Below are 17,067 nucleotides of genomic sequence, written 5' to 3' on the forward strand. Positions count from 1 at the left end.
CTCACAAGTCATCCCGGGAAAGTGGACAGGACAGACAGCGGGGCCCGCCGCGACCGGAACCCAGTTCGGAGCCGGGGATGCGCAACACCTCGATGCCCGCATCCTCCAACCGCGCGTTGGTCATCTCGTTGCGCTCGTAGGCGGCCACCACGCCGGGCGCCAGCGCGAGCGTATTGTTGCCGTCGTCCCACTGTTCGCGTTCCGCGGTGACGCCGTCGAGCCCGGTGTCGATCACCCGCAGCTTGTCGATGCCCATGGCCTTGGCCGCCGCGACCAGGAACGGGTCGGGTCCGCTCACGCTGACCCGGCCGTCGCCGTTGCGGCCGCTATAGTTTTCGTCACGTTGAATGGTGAACGCGCACAACGAGTCCCGGACCGCTGGATACATCACCATGGCGTCCTGGTCGACCATCGTGCAGACGGTGTCCAGGTGCATGGTCGCCCGGTTCTGCGCGATCGGGACGACCAGCACGGTCTGCGCGAGATCGTCGTCGAACAGGCTGCGCGCCAACGCCTCCGCCCCTGCGGGCGTGGTGCGCTCGCCGACCCCGACCGCCACCACACCCGGCCCGAGCAGCAGCACATCGCCACCCTCGATGGGCGCGGTGTGCGATTCGTAGGCGCGGCGCACCCCGAGGAAGCGCGGATGGAAGGCGTAGATCAGGTCGGTCAGCGAGGTTTCCCGGATCCGGGCGGGCAGCGCCAGCGAGGTGATCGCGACGCGCGGCCCGACCCAGAACGACGAGTCCCTGGTGAACAGCAGGTTGGGCAGCGGGTCGATGACGAAGTCGGCGCCGTGGTGCATCCGCCGGACCAGCGAGGTGGCGTCCGGGCCGAACGGCAGCTCGTCGAAGGTCATGCCCGCCATCAGAATGTTGGCCAAGTCCCTGGCCCGCACACCGCGCAGGAACGCGGCGAGCTGATCGGCCAGCGCGTGGCCGAGCCTGCGCGCGTCCACTGCGGCGGAGATGCCCTGAATGCGGGCCGCGCCGCTGACCGAGAGCGTCTCGGCGAGCAGGTCGGCCAGCAGCAGCACCTCGACCCCGCGCTCGCGCAGCACACCGGTGAACGCGTCGTGTTCCTGCTGCGCGCGCTCCACCCACGGGATGCCGTCGAACAGCAGCTGGTCGTTGTTGCGCGGGGTGAGCCTGCGCAGCTCGTCACCGGGCCGGTGCAGCAGCACCGTGCGCAGCGTGCCGACCTCCGAGGTCACCGTCAACCGCGAACCAGGACCGTCCGGGTCCAGCCCGTCCGCGTCCGCACCCTCTCCGTGCCGCGCGGGCACAGCGTCTGCTCCCATGCTCAGACCGTAGTTCGCCGCGGCCACAAGAGCACGTAATTCGAGCCTTCGTTGCGCTGTTGCCGCGTCGGCAGCTAACCGGGGACGGCGCGCACCGCCGCCGCTTTGGTTGACGCATCCCCCTTATGACCTGGCCAGAAGCCGCGCCGACCAGGCGAACCACCGGACATGCCGTTGTCCCGTTTTCACCCCAGGCCGCCCTAACCTCAAGTATTGTTGAGGCGAATGGAGGAGCGTGAATGTCGACAGCCGATTGGCGTGCGAAGGAGCTGACCCCCGGGCAGCTTTCCGAGCGTAGCGGAGTAGCAGTGTCCGCGTTGCACTTCTACGAACGCGAAGGACTCATCAGCAGCCGCCGGACCAGCGGTAATCAACGCAGATACGCCCGTGAGACATTGCGGCGCGTCGCCTTCATCCGCATCTCCCAGCGCGTCGGCATCCCGCTCAGTGAGATTCGCGACGCCCTCGATCAACTACCGGAAGGCCGCAACCCCACCCGCCGCGACTGGGAAACCCTGTCGACCAACTGGCGCGCCGATCTCGACGACCGGATCACCCAGCTGATTCGGTTGCGCGACAACCTCACCGGCTGCATCGGCTGCGGCTGCCTGTCGCTCGGCAGCTGCAAGCTGGTCAACGAGCACGACCGGCTCGGCACCGAGGGGCCGGGCGCCCGCGTGCTCGACGTGCAGCTCAATTGCGCTGGGCGCCCAGCAACCGGGTGAATCGCGCACTCGCGCGGCGCATCACGAATTCGTAGGGATAGGCGAACTTACGCGCCCACCAGTAGCCGAACCGGATGTCGAAGGACGTGTAGATCAGGAATCGGTTGCGCGCCATGCCGCGCAGGATCGCCTTGGCCACATGCTCGGGCGCGACCGCGTGCTTAGTGAACGACTCGGTGAGGCGCTTGATCCGCGGGGCCTCCCGGTCGACGCCGATCAGTTCGACGCTGTGCACCAGCGGCGTGTCCACCGCGCCCGGCACCACCAGGTGCACCGCGATGCCGTGCTGATCGAGATCGAACCGCAGCACCTCCGAGACGCCGCGGATGCCGTACTTGCCCGCGCTGTAGGCCGCGTGCCAGGGCAGCGCCAGCAGGCCTGCGGCCGAGGACACGTTGACCAGCGCACCGCCCCTGGCCGCCCGCACCATCGGCGGCACGAAGTTCTCGATCACGTGGATCGGGCCCATCAGGTTGACCTCGACCATGCGCCGCCAGTGCTTGTGCTCGAGGTTCTCCACGGTCCCCCATGCCGAGGTGCCCGCGATGTTCATCACGATGTCCAGGCTGCCGTGCTCGGCGTGCACCTGATCGGCGAACGCGGTGACGGCGTCGTAGTCGGTGATGTCGAAGGCCTTCGCGACCAGCACGATCCCGCCGTCGCGGCGGATATCGGCCACCGTCGTGTCAAGCCCGCCTGCATCGATATCGGTGAGCACCAGCTGCGCGCCCGCCGCCGCCGCGGCCTGGGCGGTGGCCCGGCCGATACCGCTGGCAGCACCCGTGATCAGCACTTTCGCGTCGCGCACCGTCCTGCGGCCCGATCGCCCCATACCTCGCACCACTGCATCCCCATCTCGAATTGCTCGAACCGGCTCACCGCAGGGTACTTGGACCGGGCTCATCGGCCCAGTACGGCGAGCATTCCGGCCACCGCGCGGGCCCAGGTGTATTGCTCGGCGCGGGTGCGCGCCGCCCTGCGCCTGCCCGCGGTCGGCAGCGCGAGCACCTCGGTGACCGCCCGCGCGAACGCGGAGCCGCGATCGGCGGCCACCGCGCCGCACTCGGCGGTCACGATGTCGGCCAGTGCCGAGGACCGGCTGGCCACCACCGGCGTGCCCGCCGCCAGCGCCTCCAGCGCGGCGAGACCGAATGTCTCGTGCGGGCCCGGCGCCAGTGAAACATCCGCCGTGGCAAGCAGTTTCGCGACCTCAGCGCGTTCGGAGATGAAGCCGGTGAAATGCACGGCGGGCAACCCGCCGCTCAGCGCGGGCAGTGCCCGCGCCCGGCGCCGCAGGGCGTCGCGGCGCGGCCCGTCGCCCGCCACCACCAGCCGCACCTCGGTGCCGGCCTTACGCAGCGCCGCGACCGCCTCGATGCTGCGCTCCACCCGCTTCTCCACCGACAACCTGCCGCAGTGCACCAGCAGCGGATGCTCCGGCGCACCGAGGTCGGCGCGCAGCCTGCCGTCGTGCCTGCGCGGGCTGAACAACTCGAGATCGACGCCGAGCGGCACCAGTTCGACGTTCGGCGCGCCGATCCGCAGGAACTCCTCGCGGGCGAACTCGGTGGTGCAGACCACGATGTCGTACTCGGCGGCGGTGCGCCCGTTGGCCACATCGGCGCAGCGCCGGGCTGCCGCGCGCGGCAGCACCTGACCGAGCAGCCGGTCGAGCCGTTCGTGCGAGATCATCACTCCCGCAACGTCGCGGCGGCGGGCCCAGCGGCCGAAACCGCGCAGGGTCAACCGGTCCGACACCTCGAGCACGTCGGGCCCCAGCCCGGTCAGCACGTCGGCGACCCGCCGCGGATCGGCCGCGCGATAGCCGCCGGTCCACGGAATCGCCAAGGCGGGCAACGTTATCCGCACCACTCCGGTGGGCAGCAGCTCTTCCGCGCGACGCGCTCCCGGCACGATGAGCACCACCTCGTGGCCCGCCGCGACATACCCCTCACCGAGGTGATGCAACGCAGTGCGCAACCCACCCGAGCGCGGGCCGTAGAAGTTCGCAAGCTGAACTATGCGCACCTCGCTGATGGTGCAGCCAGTCGGGTGATCTTCGGAACCGATGCGCCCAACGCGGCATGAACAGCCGTGAAAGACCCAGCGAACCGGCCAGGGCCTGGCTAATCCGCCGTGTCGTGCCAGACTCGGATCAGCCCGTGCCCGAGGTGCGTCGGGCGCACCGGCCACAGCTCGGCCCGCACCGCGAGCCAGTCGGTGCCGTCGAAGCGCACCCGCAATCGCAGCTCGATGGCGTCCGCGTCGGCCGTGGCCGCGGCCAGCTCGGCGCACACGGCCCGGAACCGCGCCATGTCGTCCGGATGCAGGCTCGGGCGTTCGACCGCCCAACGGTCCAGCGGCGGCGCCGGGGCCGTTGTCCATTCGTAGATCAGGCCCGAGGACAGCGAGACGAAGCCGACGCCGTCGCCTGCCCGCCGCGAGACGGCCCGCAGCATGGTCATGTCGACATCGGCCCGGCCCGGTCCGGCATCGGCGAATTCGAGCATCACCGCGCGGATTCGGCGCGCCACCGGGTCGGCCCTGGTGATCATCTGGAAGCTGCGCACCTGACCGTCGTCGCCGAGCATGTCCACCGCGCTCTGATGCCGTCCGGTGAGCGCACCGACCATCTCGAAGTACTCGATGCGCCCCGCGAAACGCACCATCCGGCCGAAGGCCTCGGGCGGTGTCCGGATCACCCGCACGTCCTCGGGTGCCCGCGCGAAGATCAACTCCTCCAAACCCGGTCCGTGATAGGCCAATTCGGTGTCGGCCTGCCAGTCCCACGCGGCGACGCCCGGCCGTGCCGACGGGTGTAGCTCCTCGGGCGCTGCCCACACCTGCACGCCGTGCACCTCGGCGAACGCGCACCGGATGGGCACACCGAGCACGAGCAGGCCCGCTACAGCGCGGCGCACTTCGGCGGCCGTCTCGACGCACTCCTGCACCACCTCGGTGATCAGCTGTGCCGCGAGGGCATGCGGTTCCCGCCGGATCCGCAGCAGGCTGCCCCAGTCCTTGACCTTCGCGCCGTCGGCCACCAGCGTCGGCACCTCGAGCGCGCCGGTGGGCGTGCGCCCCAGTGTCTCGATCAGCAGCCAATCGTGTTCGAGTCGTCGCTGGCCACAGCCGCCGGTCATATGCCGGCCGCACCCCGGCTCGCTCGCGGCAGATCGAGGTCGAGCGGGATGCGCCCCACCGCGAGGTGCGCCTCCACCTCGTCGGCGGGCATCGGCCGCGCGATCAGAAAGCCTTGCGCCCGATAGCAACCGAGGCCGACCAGGGTGCGCGCGGCGACCGCCGTCTCGACGCCCTCACCGACCACGCCGAGGCCGAACGAACCAGCAAGGCCGATAATGGATTTCACGATGGCCAGATCGTCGGTGCTGGCGCCGAGGCGCTGCACGAAACCGCGGTCGATCTTCACCGCGTCGACCGGGAGCGCCTTCAGGTGCGACAGCGAGCTGTAACCGGTGCCGAAGTCGTCGATGGCGATCTGCACGCCCATGCGCTTGAGCCCGCGCAGCGTCACCTGGGTGCGCGCCAGGTCCTGCACCACCACGTGTTCGGTGATCTCCAGACAGATCGAGCTGCCGTCGATGCCGAACAACCGCAGGATGTCCTCGATCCGCTCCACGAAATCCAGGCTCACCAACTGCACCGGCGAAACATTGATCCGCATCACCACATTCGCCGCGAGGCCACGGCGGCGCCACTCGGCGAACTGCGCACACGCCGACCTGATCACCCAGCGGCCGAGCTCGCCGGCCAGGTTGGTCGCCTCCGCCACGGTGACGAACGCCGCGGGCGGCAACAGTCCTCTGGTCGGATGCATCCAGCGGACCAGCGCCTCGAGCGCGACGACCCGGCCGGTCCGCAGATCGACCTCCGGCTGATAGTGCAGCAGCAGCGAGCCGTCGGACACCGCGCCGCGCAGATTCAGCTCCACGTCGTCCTGCAGCTCGAACTGGGCGCGCATCGCGTCGGTGAACACCGCGACACCGTTACCGCCGCCCGACTTCGCCGAAAGCAGCGCGTGATCGGCGCGGCGCAGCACGTCGGCGACGGTGGTCTCGCCGGGAATCCCGACGGCGACACCGATGCTCGCCGCGCGGCTCACCGACTCCCCGCCCACGGTCACCCGGCGCCCGATGAGCTGCTGGATCCGGGTGCCCTCCTCCTCGGCCGCGACCGCGTCCATCGGCTTGGCGGGCACGATGACGAACTCGTCGCCGCCGAGGCGCGCGATCATGTCGTCGGGATCGAGGTGCTCGCGCAGCCGCGAGGAGAGCGTGCGGATGAAGTTGTCGCCCGCGGTGTGCCCGAGAAAGTCGTTGAGCGCCTTGAGCCGGTCCAGGTCCAGGAAGAACGCCGCCACCGGCCCCGGGCTGCCCGGACGCAGCCGCTCATCCATGTGCTCGAGCAACGCGCGGCGATTCGCCAGGCCTGTCAGGTCGTCGTGCAGTGCGATGTAGCGCAGCCGCTCCTCGGCCACCACCCGCGCCTGCAACTGCGCGAACAACGCGGCGATCGCCTTGAGCACGTTGAGTTCGCGGGTACTCCACTCCCGATCGCCGGTCTTGATGAAACCGAGCACGCCGGTCGACTCGCCGCGGGAGAGCAGCGGGACGGCGGCGGTGGTGACGACCGGGATGCCGGAGGCCCGCCGCATCGTCTCCTGATAATCGGCGAACTCCGGTGTCGGGCGCGCGATCATCGGCTCGGTCGCGTGCTCGAAGGCACGGAACACCGGGTCGGCGCCCTCGAAGTAGACGACCTCGAGTGGGTCCGGGTCGGGCACCTGCGGTCGATGCGGCCACTCCGCGATCAGCACAGAGGCCCGGCGCTCGCGATCGGTGTGCCGGACGTAGCTGAAGTCGACGTCGAAGTATTCGACGAGCTGTGCGAGTACCCGTTCGGTCGCCTCGGCCATGGTCGTGGCGTCGACACCCATCAGCTCGGAGGCGACCTGGGTCACCAATGAGTCGAGCGTCCGCCGAGGCACCTTGTCTCCGATCACGCTATCCACGGGTGTCCACGCCCGGCACCGGACGCCGCCTGCTCTTCGCCGGGGCTGCGGCCGGATCGCTCAGGCATTGCACCAACGCCATGGTCTCATGCTCAGGTACTTCGAGTAGATCCGAGAAACGAAGCGACGCCAGTGTATCCACGGTATAGGCGAAATTCGTGGCCGGTGCGCTGGGGAGTCGCGCTTTTCGGCTGCTGTGTGCACCCATCGGTCACCCCACCGTTCCCGGGTCGGCATCCCGCGCTGCGTGACCACGCTGCCCGACCCGCGTCGGCGAACCTTGCAATCCGTCGGCAACTGCCCGACCAGCTCGATTATCCCACCAGACCGGATCGACCCGAGGTCGATCTTGCCAATCGAGGCCCTGCGGGAAATGGCCTGCAATCGCCTCGCCGCTGCCACCAGCAACCCGGGTCCGCGCGTGCGCGGCGCTCGCCTCGACAGCCATACCGTTCCTACTCCGTTGCTCCGCATCCGCACGCGGTCATCGAACCGGGGTCGACATCTTCACCCGTAATGCTGCTTCTCGGACGAGTTTGCCTAGGGCAGTATCCGTCATCCGGCAAGAATTGACCAGATGTCTGGTTAATCTTCCGAAAACTGGGCGTCAGCCTGCAAATCACCCCTGGTCAGAACCCATACCACGATCGAGACGGATAGCGTGTCGACCGGTCGGTTCTAGCGTAGCTAATCTCTAGCTAGTTAGACCAGGATAGAGATGAACAACTCCACCGAATCGTGGCCCTGCCAGATCTCGATCTCTTCCCGGTAGGCGCGGGTGATCTCCGCCGAGGCCGTCGCGTCGTCGACCTGGGCCCACACATCCTCGACCGGGTCGTGGTAATCCCCGTTCGGCGCGAAGCGCGCGTATACCCCCTTCGGCACCCGGACCAGCACATCGCCGATCGGCACCGCCTCGGGTTCGCGGTAGTCGAAGCAGACCACGGCGTTGTAGTTGCCCGCCGGGTCCGGCACGTACACCGTGTACATCGGACGGTCGGCGCCCTTGCGGTCGCGCAGCCGGTCCTTGAGGAACTCGATCAGGTCGCTGTTGCTGACCTTGAAACTCGGGCGCACCCGCGGCACCACCAGGCCGCCATAGATCGCCTCGCCACGCACCGCGATCGCATAGGTCATGACCGCGCCTCACCTGAACACATAACCGCCTCGATCATCGCGCGTCGACCGCCAGGTACAGCTCGATCTTGTACGCGTGCGGGTAGCACTCGAAATCGCCGGTGTAGGTCCGTTTGATCTGGTTGTGTTCCTCGGCGTACGCGATCTGGGTCCACAGGTCGGTCATCACCTGCGGGAAGTTACCGACCGAGGAGAACCGTGCATAGGTGCCGCGCGGCAGCCTGGCCACCAGATGCCCACGGGTGACCTCGCCGAACGACGCGCACTGGTAGCCGACGATCTGGGTGTTGTAGGTGCCGAGCTCGCCGGTGTAATCGGTATAGGCGCTGGCCAGGGGCCCGCCGAGCTCTTGATGCAGCACGGCCGCCCAGGCGGCCTCGAGATCGTGGTCCCGCAGTTCTCCGAGCGCACGCTTGGGGCTGCGCACCGGCAATCCGGCAACCCACGTTTCGTCCCGCTCGACGATTTCAAACTGCATGGAAAGACTCTTTCGAGGTGAATCCGGGGGCGAGGCCCGCATCCGGTCGGTCAGAAAGGCCATGCTATCAACACAGACCGGGTGGTAACGATCACATGTCCGGGTCGTTATCCAGGCTCACCAGCCTGCTGAACTGGACAGATGACCTGACATGGTCGAATTCAGGACACGATTCGGCCTGGGCCGGTCGGCCGAAAAGCTACATCGCCGGCCTCGGTCAGGCGGGGACTCGGAACTCTTCGACAACTACGGTGGACGGTATGTCACGTGGCGAGCGCAAGTCTCGGTGCCGGTGCCCGGCGGTCATGCCCGCATGGCTGCGCGACGCCGCGACACGGCGGGTCCGATGAGCGAGACCTACCGCAGCATCGCCGAATTGGACGCCGCGGTCGCCGACTGTTTCGCCTGCCCGCGGCTGGTGGCCTGGCGCGAGCAGGTCGCGCGGACCAAACGCGCCGCATTCCGGGACGAAACCTATTGGGGCAGGCCCGTGCCCGGCTTCGGCCCGGACGATGCGCGGCTGCTGCTGGTCGGCCTCGCGCCCGCCGCGCACGGCGGCAACCGGACCGGGCGGATGTTCACCGGCGACCGCAGCGGCGACGTGCTGTTCGCGGCACTGCACGCGGTGGGCCTGGCCAGTCAGCCGACCGCGACCCACCGGGACGACGGCCTGCGCCTGTGCGGCGTCCGCGTCACCGCGCCCGTGCACTGCGCGCCGCCGGACAACAAGCCGACCCCGGACGAGCGCGACCGGTGCAGGCACTGGCTCGCCACCGAATTCGCTTTGCTCGCACCGACCGTCCGCGCCGTCGTCGTGCTCGGTGGGTTCGGCTGGCAAGCCCTGCTCCCCGTGCTGGCCGAGGCAGGCTGGGCCATCCCGCGCCCCCGCCCCAAATTCGGCCACGCCGCCCACTACCTCCTAACCCCCACCACCCCCACCCGCGCCCCCCTGCACCTCTTCGGCTGCTACCACGTCAGCCAGCAGAACACCTTCACCGGCCGCCTCACCCCCTCCATGCTCGAATCCGTCCTGACCACCGCCAAATCCGCCGCCAACCTCAAATAACCCCTCCGCGAAAGCCCATCGGCGATGCGGCGTGAACGGTGGGGCGGGGGTCTGTGGGGATGGGGTACGGTCCGGGAGTGACGGGTCGGGGTCTGGAAAACGTAGTAGCGCAGGGTGTGTCGGTGGGGCAGCGGGGTGCGGCGTTTGTCGATGTCGACGAGACGTTGGTGCGGGAGATCACCTTTTTGTCGCTGTTCGGTTTCGATGCCGAGCGGCGTGGTGAGCTCGACGGCCCTGCCACGCTTCGGGAGTTCTTCGCGCTGCGTGAGCGGGGCATGGGCCGCGCCGAATCGCATCGCTGGTTCTATCGGTTGTGGGCCGGACGTGCGGTCGCCGATGTCCAACGCGTCGGCCGAGAGTGGTTCGCCGCACGGCTCGCGACACCCGGGTTCTTCAATCCCGCGGTGCGGCAACGTCTTCAACAGCTCGCCGCCGCGGGCGCCCGAATCGTGCTGGTATCCGGCTCGTTCGACGCCGCCCTGCGCCCGATCGCGGACGAGATTCGCGCGGACGACATCCTGTGCACCGAGCTGGCGGTCGAGAACGGCTGCTACACCGGAGAAGTCAGCGCAACCATGGTTGGCGACGACAAGTCGGCCGCGCTGCGCGCCTATGCCGAGCGGACCGGGATCGACCTGTCCGCCTGCGCCGCCTTCGGCGACCACCATTCCGACACCGCGATGTTCGACCTGGTCGGCCACCCGGTCGTCGTCGGTGACCGGGACCGCGCGCTCGACGACTACCCCGCCGAACGACTGCCCGGCTGAACGGTTCTCGAAGGCGGGGGACTCGTTCCTGATGCGTGCTCCGCACGATCCGCGCGCCCGCAGCGGTGACCTCGACGAGGGTGGCCCGCCCGTCCGCCGGGTCCGGTGTGCGCCGCACCGGTCCGTCGCGCTCGAGCCGGTGCACGGGCTGGGTGATGGCGGGCTGGGTGATCTGCTCGGTCTCTTTCGACGCGGTCAGTCGCAGTGGCCCGTGGTGCGCCAGCGTGTGCAGCACCGACAGCGTGGTGAAGGTGTGCTTCTCCGCGGCGGGCAGCCGGATGGAGCGGCGGCCATATGCCGGAAGATAGCTGCGCTCTCCGCCCGCGTGGCAGAATTGACCGCACTATGACTGTCCTGACCAGCGCTGTTCCCGATCGACTACCGCGCGGCCCGCACCGGCTCAGCCGCGACGAGGTGACCACCTCGCAACGGGACCGGCTGTGCATCGCCGCACTGGAGGCGATCGCGGAGCAGGGCTACGGGCCGACGACGATCGCCGATATCGTGCGCCGCGCCAAGGTGGCCCGGCGCACGTTCTACGGACTGTTCGACAGCAAGGAGGAATGCTTCACCGCCGCATTCGATTTCGTGGTCGAGGTGGTGGAGCGCGAACTCGATCGGGTGGTCGCCGAGTCCGGCGCCCGCGGCTTCCGCGACCTGGTGCGCAGCACGCTGGCGGCCTACCTGGACTTCCTGGCGGCCGAGCCCGCGGCGGCTCGCGCGCTCCATGTCGAAACCCTCGCCGCGGGCCCGGGACTCACCGCACACCGGGCCCGCGTGCAACGGATGTTCGCCTACCGCATGCTCGCCGCGGCCCGGATCGGTGTGCGCGACGGCGAACTCGCGAAGGCACCCGACCCGCAGTTGGTCGATGTGCTGACCGGCGGCATCGACGACCGGGTGCGCGCCACCCTCATCGAGTCCGGCCCGCACGCACTGCCCGCACTGGCACCGGTCCTGAACCGAGCGGCCTCGGCACTGCTCGGCTCCGGCTGAGCCCGCTCACCAGCCGGTGTCACCCGCGACCGGAATGTTCACCCAGCTGGGCTGATTCGGGTCCAGCTCCAGATGCTGCGGCTTCAATTCGCTCTCGTTCAGCAAGGGGCGCAACGGAATACTGCTCGGGAAGTTGCCCGCGAACACGTCGACGCGCAGTCGATGGCCCGGCTGCAGCACACCGTCGGTGGCGAAGACACCGAGGTCGACCACGGTAGGCCGGCCGGGCACGAGCGGTTCGCGGCTGTCCAGGGTGAGGATCGGATACGGGTCGGTGTAGTCGCCGTTGGGCGCGCGCGTCGATTTGTCCTCGTCCACCGCGCGCAACGAGGCGGTGCGCTGGCCGGTGCTCCACACCGTCGAACGGCCGTCGGGCGCAACGTCGTTCACGGTCACCGTCCAGTAGCCGTCGGTGGCGTCGAGCACCGTGTTGAGGTGCACGGCGATCGGGCCGGAGATCTGCGTCGCCGCACGCACCGGCGCCGTCGTGAACGTGAGCGCGTTCGTCTCGCTGATCCTGGCGTCCTTCGTGCAGACGTCGAAGGCCGCGATGATGCCCGCCGTGCCGTGCGCCGCGTCGCGGGAGCACAGGGTGGACAGGCCAGGCGCGATGGTCACGCGCGCGGGTCCGCCGGGCGCGGCGGTGAGACTGCCGTCGTGGCCGCTGCCCGGCGCGGTGCCCGAGGGTGTCGCGTCCAGATACATACGGCGGTAGTCCATTCCGGGGCGCGGGAACGCCGGGGCCGTGGTCCAGCCGCCACCCTGTTGCCACAGGTGGACCTGCTCGTAACCGTCGATGCCGTTGTCGATCCCCTTGAGCCACTTGTCGAACCAGGCGCGCTGCAGCACGTCCAGCGCGGGCGGCGCGCCGGGAAGGCCGAGGCCTGCACCGGTGGTCACGTGATAGGTGTCCCCCATGACCAGCTTTTTCTGCTCGTCCGGCACGTTCACCGCGTTGAAGATGCGCGGCGAGGAGTAGGTGAAGATGTCGTGCCAGCCACCGTAGACGAAGGTCGGCACGGTGACCCGTTCCGGGTGCCCGACCCACGCGGTGCGCAGCGAACTGGTGTCGTCGAGGATCGCCTGCATCTCCGGCTTGATCTGATCGATGCTCGGCGTCCCCAGCGCCTCGATGATGATGTTGAAGAAGGTGAACGGGTCGCGCACGCGATCGGCCAGCCAGGTCCAGTCGAACTTGCCCCCGATGATGGACACCAGGTCGGGAATCAGCTTGGTGCCATCCACCGCGAGTAGCCATTCGGGGATGAACCCGATGCCGAGCGCGCCGCCCGGCGCCGCGACATCGCGGATCAGGTCGCTGCCAGGCACGATCGGGAAGATCGCCCGCAGGGCCGCGGGTTGCCGTTCGGCCGTGTGCAATTGGTTGATCGCGGAATACGAGATACCGCTCATGCCGACCTTGCCGTTGGACCACGGCTGCGCGGCCGCCCAGTCCACCACCTCGACGCCGTCCTGCTGCTCCCGCTCGCCGAAGACCTGCCACATGCCCTGGGAGAAGCCGGTGCCGCGCACGTCGACGACCACCTGGGCGTAGCCGCTCTGCACGAGCTTGCGATCGACGGCGAAGGTTCGCGCCGCGCCACCGGGCAGCGCCCGCATGAGATCGCTGATGCCGCTCATGCCGTAGGCCGAGAGGTCGAATCCCTGCAGAATGCGCAGCAGCGGTTCACCGAGCCCGGGCACCGCGAGGGCCGAATCCGCGATATTCGCAAGAAGTTTCGTATAGGGCGTGAGATTGACAATGGTCGGCATCGGTTCGGCGACCGGCTGCCCGGAGGCATCGGCGGGCCGGTACACATTGCCTTTCAACACCGTGCCGTCGCTCATGGTGATCGGCACGTCCCAGTCGATATAGACGTTCGGATATTGCTGCGGGCCTTGATGAGTCGCGGTGAATTGCGCGTCGAGCGAATCGTTGCCCGCGGCCGCCTGCCCGGAAGTGAGCGATACGGTCACGCCGGCGAGCACCGTGCCAGCGGTGACGATGGCGGCCAGCAACCTCATCGGACGTCGGCGTCTGATCATCCTTCGCGAACCCTCCCACAGTGGGGAACTACCTCGTTCCCCTCAACGAGGGGTTACAGTAACCTCCGTCACTGCGGCACACAATGGTGACCGGTAACACTTCTCGGCATGTGGACACCGAATCCTACGTTCAACCTGTCGGCGCCAATCCCGTACCCCGCGTCGGCTATTTCCGCATGCCGCCGCTCAGGGCGCCGGGAAATGGTCGGCGAGGAATGCGCCGAAGGTGTGCCTGGAAATCTGCGCGCCCCAGTCGCCCCAGGTGAAATCGAAGATGTGTTCGCCATAAGGCACTGCGATCAAACGATTCTCGACGCCGACCCGGCGCAACCGTTCGGCCAATTCGGCCGAACCCCGATACGGCGCAACATGATCCCTGGTGCCGTGCATGATCAGCGTCGGCGGCACGTTCGGCCGGACGTAGGTGGCGGGCGAGGCCGCCTTGTATCGCTGCGGGAACTGCTCGGGGCTGCCACCGAGGTAGTCCTCGAGGAAGGTGTGCATCCGCACGGGCAGCCCGCTGTCGCGCCACGCTTCCGCCAAATCGGGTATCGGATGGAAGACCGCGACCGCGGCGACCGACGTATCGGTCACCGCGCAACTCGGCGGCACCCGGTCGTCGGCGTAGGCGGCCATCAGCGCCAGGTTGCCGCCCGCCGAGCCGCCCGCGACCATGACGCGTCGCGGGTCGATCCCGTACGCCCGAGCCTGCTGCTTGACCCAGCCGACAGCGCACTTCACGTCCGCGGGCGCCTGGTTCCAGGTGGGCGGCGGCGCGAGCCGGTAGTCGATGGCGAAGACCGCATAGCCCTTGTCGTTCAGCCACTCGTGCCACTTGGGCGCCTCGCCGCGATCACCGTGCGCCCAGCCCCCGCCGTGCACCCAGACCACGGCGGGTCGCGGCCGCGACGGCGTCCCCGCGGGCAGCTTCACATCGAGCTTCAGTTCCTGGCCGTCGATGGTGTGGAAGACGGTGCTCAGCTCATCGACGGGCGCGCCGACATTCGACCCGCCGGTGAAGTACTCGCCGAACGACAGCCTCGCGTCGTGGCGCACGGCGGTGCCCCACGAGGCAGCCAGCGGGAATCCCGCGACGACCACGCCGAGCAGGCAGACCAGACCGGTCACCGCCGACGCCTGACGCACCCCGGTGCGCCCCTTCGGCGCGAAGGCGGCCAGCGACAGCACGAACCCGGCGACGCCCAGCGGAATCAGGTACAGCCCGTAATCGCTCACCACGTGCGTCAGTGCCACGAAGGGCGCGGGAATCCGCACGGCGAGGATCACGTACGCGAACAGCATCAGCACCGCGGCCACCACTGCGGCCAGCGCCGTCATGATCCACCGAATGACCATCCGATCATTAACCCACGACCGCCCGCACCAGCGGCGATGGCACGCCGACCATCGGATTACGGCAACCCCGGCTTACCGCGAAGAGCGGCCGAGCAAGCGCCGACCGCCCTGGCGAACGGCGCATCCACACCCGCGTCGGCGAGCCCGCGATTCCGTTGCCAAAATGCAGCCTTCCCCGTGTGGCGACGCGCCCGAGGTGCCGCAAGGATGTTGGTGTTCAACACGTTTCGCCCCACGAGGAGCTTTTTTCAGTGTCCCAGAGCAATCTCGAATTAGTCACCCAGGTGTACCACGCGTTCGGAGCGCGCGACTTTTCGGTCATCGAGCGACTTTTCGATCCGGATATCGAGATCAAGGAGGCCGCGCAACTGCCGTGGGGCGGCACGCATGTCGGTCACAACGGTGCCAATACCTATTTCGGGACGATGCTGGCGCACATCGACGCGAATGTCGTGCCGCAGAGCATCTTCGCCGCAGGTGACGACGTGGTCATGACAGGGCGCGGCATCGGGAAGACCACCGGGGGCGAGGTCGCGTTCGACGTGCCGAACATCCACGTGTGGCATCTGCGCGACGGTCGCGTCGTCGGCTTCGACAACTACGTCGACACCCCGGCCATGCTGGCCGCGCTCAACGGGGCGCCACACACCAACTAGATCGTGATCGACTCCGCCCGGGCCGTACCACCCGACGCGGCACCCGTGGCACGCTCCCGCCGATCCGGGGGCACCCACCGGCCGACGGTTCCTCGAGAAACCGTCGGCCGGTTCGCGTTTCACCGCAGGGAGCGGCGCTGGACAGGACTTAGGGCACAGGTAGCGGCGGCGCGGCCGGAAAGGTGACCGGCAGGGCCGTCACCGCCCGATGGAACGGACCGGGCCGCCAGACCAGATCGCCAGGACGCACCGCGAGACCGATCTCGGGCAAGGCGTCCAAGAGCTGGTCGATGGCATCCTGCGCGATCAGATAGGCCAGCGAACTGGCCGGGCACACGTGCGGTCCGGCGCCCCAGGCCAGATGGGATCGGTTGCCCGCGTATTGGTTCCCGGCGATCGCCGGATCGGTGTTGCACGCGGTCATGCTGATCACCACCGGCTGATGGGCGGGCAACCAGACGTCGTCGATCAGGATCGGCTGGCGCGGAAAGCTGATGCAGAAATTCGCCATCGGGGGATCGTTGAACAGCACCTCGTCCAACGCGTCCCGGGTGGACAGGCTGCCGCCGAGCACGCTGCCGCCGAAGCGCTCGTCGGTGAGAATCAGCAGCAGGGTGTTGACGATCAGATTCTGTTGCGGCTCGATGCCCGCGCCGTACAGCGTCGCCAGCTGGTGCACCATCTCGGTATCGGTCAGCTCGGCCGGATGGCGCAGCATTCGGGTGGTCACGTCGTCGCCGGGCGCCGTGCGTTTACGCTGCGCCAATTCCTGCAGCGCGGCGACGAGCATCTTGTTCCCCCGGTCGGCGTCGACCCCCTCGAAGATCGCCGCCATACCGGTCGCGGCCTGCTGCGCGATTTCGGCGGGACAGCCGAGCAGCGCGTTCAATACCGCGAACGCGAGCGGAAAAGCGTACTGGCGCACCAAGTCCGCCGACCCGTCCATGCAGAACTCGTTGATCAGCGGTATCGCGATCTCGGCCACCGTGTCGTGCAGGCCGTACTGATCAACCTTGTCCAGGCCCGCGAGATTCACCTGCCGATACCGCGCGTGTTCGGCGCCGGCGCTGCGCAGCGCGTTCGGCCGCCACTGCATCATCGGCAATACCGGGCAATCGGAGGCGACATTCTGCTGCCAGGCTCGCGGGTCGGCCGGAAAATGGTCCGGGTCGTTGAAGATCCGCACCGCGGTGTAATACCCGATCACCAAGGTGGCGGGTACCCCGGCGGCCAGCTCGACCGGCACCAGTGACCCGTACCGCTCGCGCATCCGCCGATAGGCGTCGTGCGGGTCGGCGGCGAACTCCGGTGAATACAACGACACCCGTGGGCCGTCGTGATCAATGGGGGAACCGTGCGGTGCGGGACCGGACCGGCTCTCTGCCGCGGGCGGGGGCAACGTCATTGCGCAGACTCCAGGCGTTCGTTCTACCAGCCTCGTGAGAGTAGGCAGCAAACTGTTCGGCTGTGTCGGAAACCGCCGACAAACGGCCGTGGGAAGCGTGAAT

Annotated in this window: 15 protein-coding genes and 1 pseudogene; 5 read left to right on the forward strand and 11 right to left on the reverse strand. The window is 68.5% G+C overall.

Annotated elements, in window-relative coordinates:
• Position 1: 1 nt before the first annotated feature.
• Positions 2–1,300 carry an arginine deiminase gene (arcA, locus tag F5X71_RS31420; protein WP_238815573.1) on the reverse strand — a complete coding sequence of 433 codons (1,299 nt, stop codon included), beginning with the start codon at positions 1,298–1,300 and terminating at the stop codon, positions 2–4.
• Between the two features lie 239 nt (positions 1,301–1,539).
• Here arcA and soxR point away from each other — a divergent pair, with 239 nt between their 5' ends.
• The gene (soxR, locus tag F5X71_RS31425) at positions 1,540–2,025 is read left to right on the forward strand and encodes a redox-sensitive transcriptional activator SoxR (RefSeq protein ID WP_167465254.1); all 486 of its coding nucleotides are present in this window, start codon (positions 1,540–1,542) and stop codon (positions 2,023–2,025) included.
• On the opposite strand, the gene F5X71_RS31430 is transcribed toward soxR, so the two are convergent.
• The 6 genes from F5X71_RS31430 to F5X71_RS31455 all read right to left on the reverse strand — a co-directional run bounded on the left by F5X71_RS31430 (position 1,994) and on the right by F5X71_RS31455 (position 8,672).
• A complete protein-coding gene (locus tag F5X71_RS31430) occupies positions 1,994–2,857 on the reverse strand; it encodes an SDR family oxidoreductase (protein WP_167465255.1) in 864 nt (287 codons plus the stop codon). The two genes, soxR and F5X71_RS31430, sit on opposite strands and share 32 nt — an antisense overlap.
• Positions 2,858–2,925: 68 nt before the next feature.
• The gene (locus tag F5X71_RS31435) at positions 2,926–4,053 is read right to left on the reverse strand and encodes a glycosyltransferase (RefSeq protein WP_167465256.1); all 1,128 of its coding nucleotides are present in this window, start codon (positions 4,051–4,053) and stop codon (positions 2,926–2,928) included.
• A 98-nt stretch (positions 4,054–4,151) separates the two neighbouring features.
• Complete coding sequence (locus tag F5X71_RS31440) at positions 4,152–5,168, reverse strand: GAF domain-containing protein (RefSeq protein ID WP_167465257.1); 1,017 nt, start codon at positions 5,166–5,168, stop codon at positions 4,152–4,154.
• Positions 5,165–6,982: a putative bifunctional diguanylate cyclase/phosphodiesterase gene (locus tag F5X71_RS31445; RefSeq protein ID WP_167466890.1), complete on the reverse strand. Its 1,818-nt coding sequence runs from the start codon at positions 6,980–6,982 to the stop codon at positions 5,165–5,167. Before F5X71_RS31445 ends, F5X71_RS31440 begins: the two co-directional genes overlap by 4 nt.
• A gap of 777 nt (positions 6,983–7,759) precedes the next feature.
• Entirely contained in the window at positions 7,760–8,194 is a 435-nt protein-coding gene (locus tag F5X71_RS31450; protein ID WP_042257773.1) for an effector binding domain-containing protein, read from the reverse strand.
• A gap of 34 nt (positions 8,195–8,228) precedes the next feature.
• Positions 8,229–8,672 (reverse strand): GyrI-like domain-containing protein, encoded by a 444-nt coding sequence (locus tag F5X71_RS31455; protein ID WP_029900460.1) that lies wholly within the window; start codon positions 8,670–8,672, stop codon positions 8,229–8,231.
• 346 nt (positions 8,673–9,018) lie between these two features.
• On the opposite strand from F5X71_RS31455, the gene F5X71_RS31460 reads away from it, so the two are divergent.
• Together F5X71_RS31460 and F5X71_RS31465 are read left to right on the forward strand one after the other, a co-directional pair.
• The gene (locus tag F5X71_RS31460) at positions 9,019–9,738 is read left to right on the forward strand and encodes a uracil-DNA glycosylase (RefSeq protein ID WP_167465258.1); all 720 of its coding nucleotides are present in this window, start codon (positions 9,019–9,021) and stop codon (positions 9,736–9,738) included.
• Positions 9,739–9,815: 77 nt separating this feature from the next.
• Positions 9,816–10,505, forward strand: coding sequence for an HAD family hydrolase (locus F5X71_RS31465; protein ID WP_167465259.1), 690 nt, complete (start codon positions 9,816–9,818; stop codon positions 10,503–10,505).
• Between the two features lie 94 nt (positions 10,506–10,599).
• Here the strand turns inward: F5X71_RS31465 and F5X71_RS37550 are convergent.
• Positions 10,600–10,785 (reverse strand): annotated as a pseudogene (locus F5X71_RS37550) (MarR family transcriptional regulator); the annotation flags it as partial.
• Between the two features lie 65 nt (positions 10,786–10,850).
• Between F5X71_RS37550 and F5X71_RS31475 the strand changes: the two are divergent.
• On the forward strand, positions 10,851–11,501 hold the full coding sequence (locus tag F5X71_RS31475; protein WP_167465260.1) for a TetR/AcrR family transcriptional regulator: 651 nt from the start codon (positions 10,851–10,853) through the stop codon (positions 11,499–11,501).
• A 6-nt stretch (positions 11,502–11,507) separates the two neighbouring features.
• On the opposite strand, the gene F5X71_RS31480 is transcribed toward F5X71_RS31475, so the two are convergent.
• Together F5X71_RS31480 and F5X71_RS31485 are read right to left on the reverse strand one after the other, a co-directional pair.
• Positions 11,508–13,526, reverse strand: a complete 2,019-nt coding sequence (locus F5X71_RS31480) for a CocE/NonD family hydrolase (RefSeq protein ID WP_238815574.1) — start codon at positions 13,524–13,526, stop codon at positions 11,508–11,510.
• A gap of 207 nt (positions 13,527–13,733) precedes the next feature.
• A complete protein-coding gene (locus F5X71_RS31485) occupies positions 13,734–14,903 on the reverse strand; it encodes an alpha/beta hydrolase (RefSeq protein ID WP_167465262.1) in 1,170 nt (389 codons plus the stop codon).
• 251 nt (positions 14,904–15,154) lie between these two features.
• Between F5X71_RS31485 and F5X71_RS31490 the strand changes: the two genes are divergently transcribed.
• Positions 15,155–15,559 (forward strand): nuclear transport factor 2 family protein, encoded by a 405-nt coding sequence (locus F5X71_RS31490; protein ID WP_167465263.1) that lies wholly within the window; start codon positions 15,155–15,157, stop codon positions 15,557–15,559.
• A 148-nt stretch (positions 15,560–15,707) separates the two neighbouring features.
• On the opposite strand, the gene F5X71_RS31495 is transcribed toward F5X71_RS31490, so the two are convergent.
• Positions 15,708–16,964, reverse strand: a complete 1,257-nt coding sequence (locus F5X71_RS31495; protein WP_167465264.1) for a cytochrome P450 — start codon at positions 16,962–16,964, stop codon at positions 15,708–15,710.
• Between the last annotated feature and the right edge of the window lie 103 nt (positions 16,965–17,067).

Source organism: Nocardia brasiliensis (assembly GCF_011801125.1).
Lineage (GTDB): Bacteria > Actinomycetota > Actinomycetes > Mycobacteriales > Mycobacteriaceae > Nocardia > Nocardia brasiliensis_C.

Coding starts and splice junctions, on each gene's coding strand:
- F5X71_RS31430 (WP_167465255.1), bottom strand. CDS start 2,857: ATGGGGCGATCGGGCCGCAGGACGGTGCGCGACGCGAAAGTGCTGATC.
- arcA (WP_238815573.1), bottom strand. CDS start 1,300: ATGGGAGCAGACGCTGTGCCCGCGCGGCACGGAGAGGGTGCGGACGCG.
- F5X71_RS31450 (WP_042257773.1), bottom strand. CDS start 8,194: ATGACCTATGCGATCGCGGTGCGTGGCGAGGCGATCTATGGCGGCCTG.
- F5X71_RS31445 (WP_167466890.1), bottom strand. CDS start 6,982: ATGGGTGTCGACGCCACGACCATGGCCGAGGCGACCGAACGGGTACTC.
- F5X71_RS31440 (WP_167465257.1), bottom strand. CDS start 5,168: ATGACCGGCGGCTGTGGCCAGCGACGACTCGAACACGATTGGCTGCTG.
- F5X71_RS31475 (WP_167465260.1), top strand. CDS start 10,851: ATGACTGTCCTGACCAGCGCTGTTCCCGATCGACTACCGCGCGGCCCG.
- F5X71_RS31495 (WP_167465264.1), bottom strand. CDS start 16,964: ATGACGTTGCCCCCGCCCGCGGCAGAGAGCCGGTCCGGTCCCGCACCG.
- F5X71_RS31460 (WP_167465258.1), top strand. CDS start 9,019: ATGAGCGAGACCTACCGCAGCATCGCCGAATTGGACGCCGCGGTCGCC.
- F5X71_RS31485 (WP_167465262.1), bottom strand. CDS start 14,903: ATGGTCATTCGGTGGATCATGACGGCGCTGGCCGCAGTGGTGGCCGCG.
- F5X71_RS31480 (WP_238815574.1), bottom strand. CDS start 13,526: ATGAGGTTGCTGGCCGCCATCGTCACCGCTGGCACGGTGCTCGCCGGC.
- F5X71_RS31455 (WP_029900460.1), bottom strand. CDS start 8,672: ATGCAGTTTGAAATCGTCGAGCGGGACGAAACGTGGGTTGCCGGATTG.
- soxR (WP_167465254.1), top strand. CDS start 1,540: ATGTCGACAGCCGATTGGCGTGCGAAGGAGCTGACCCCCGGGCAGCTT.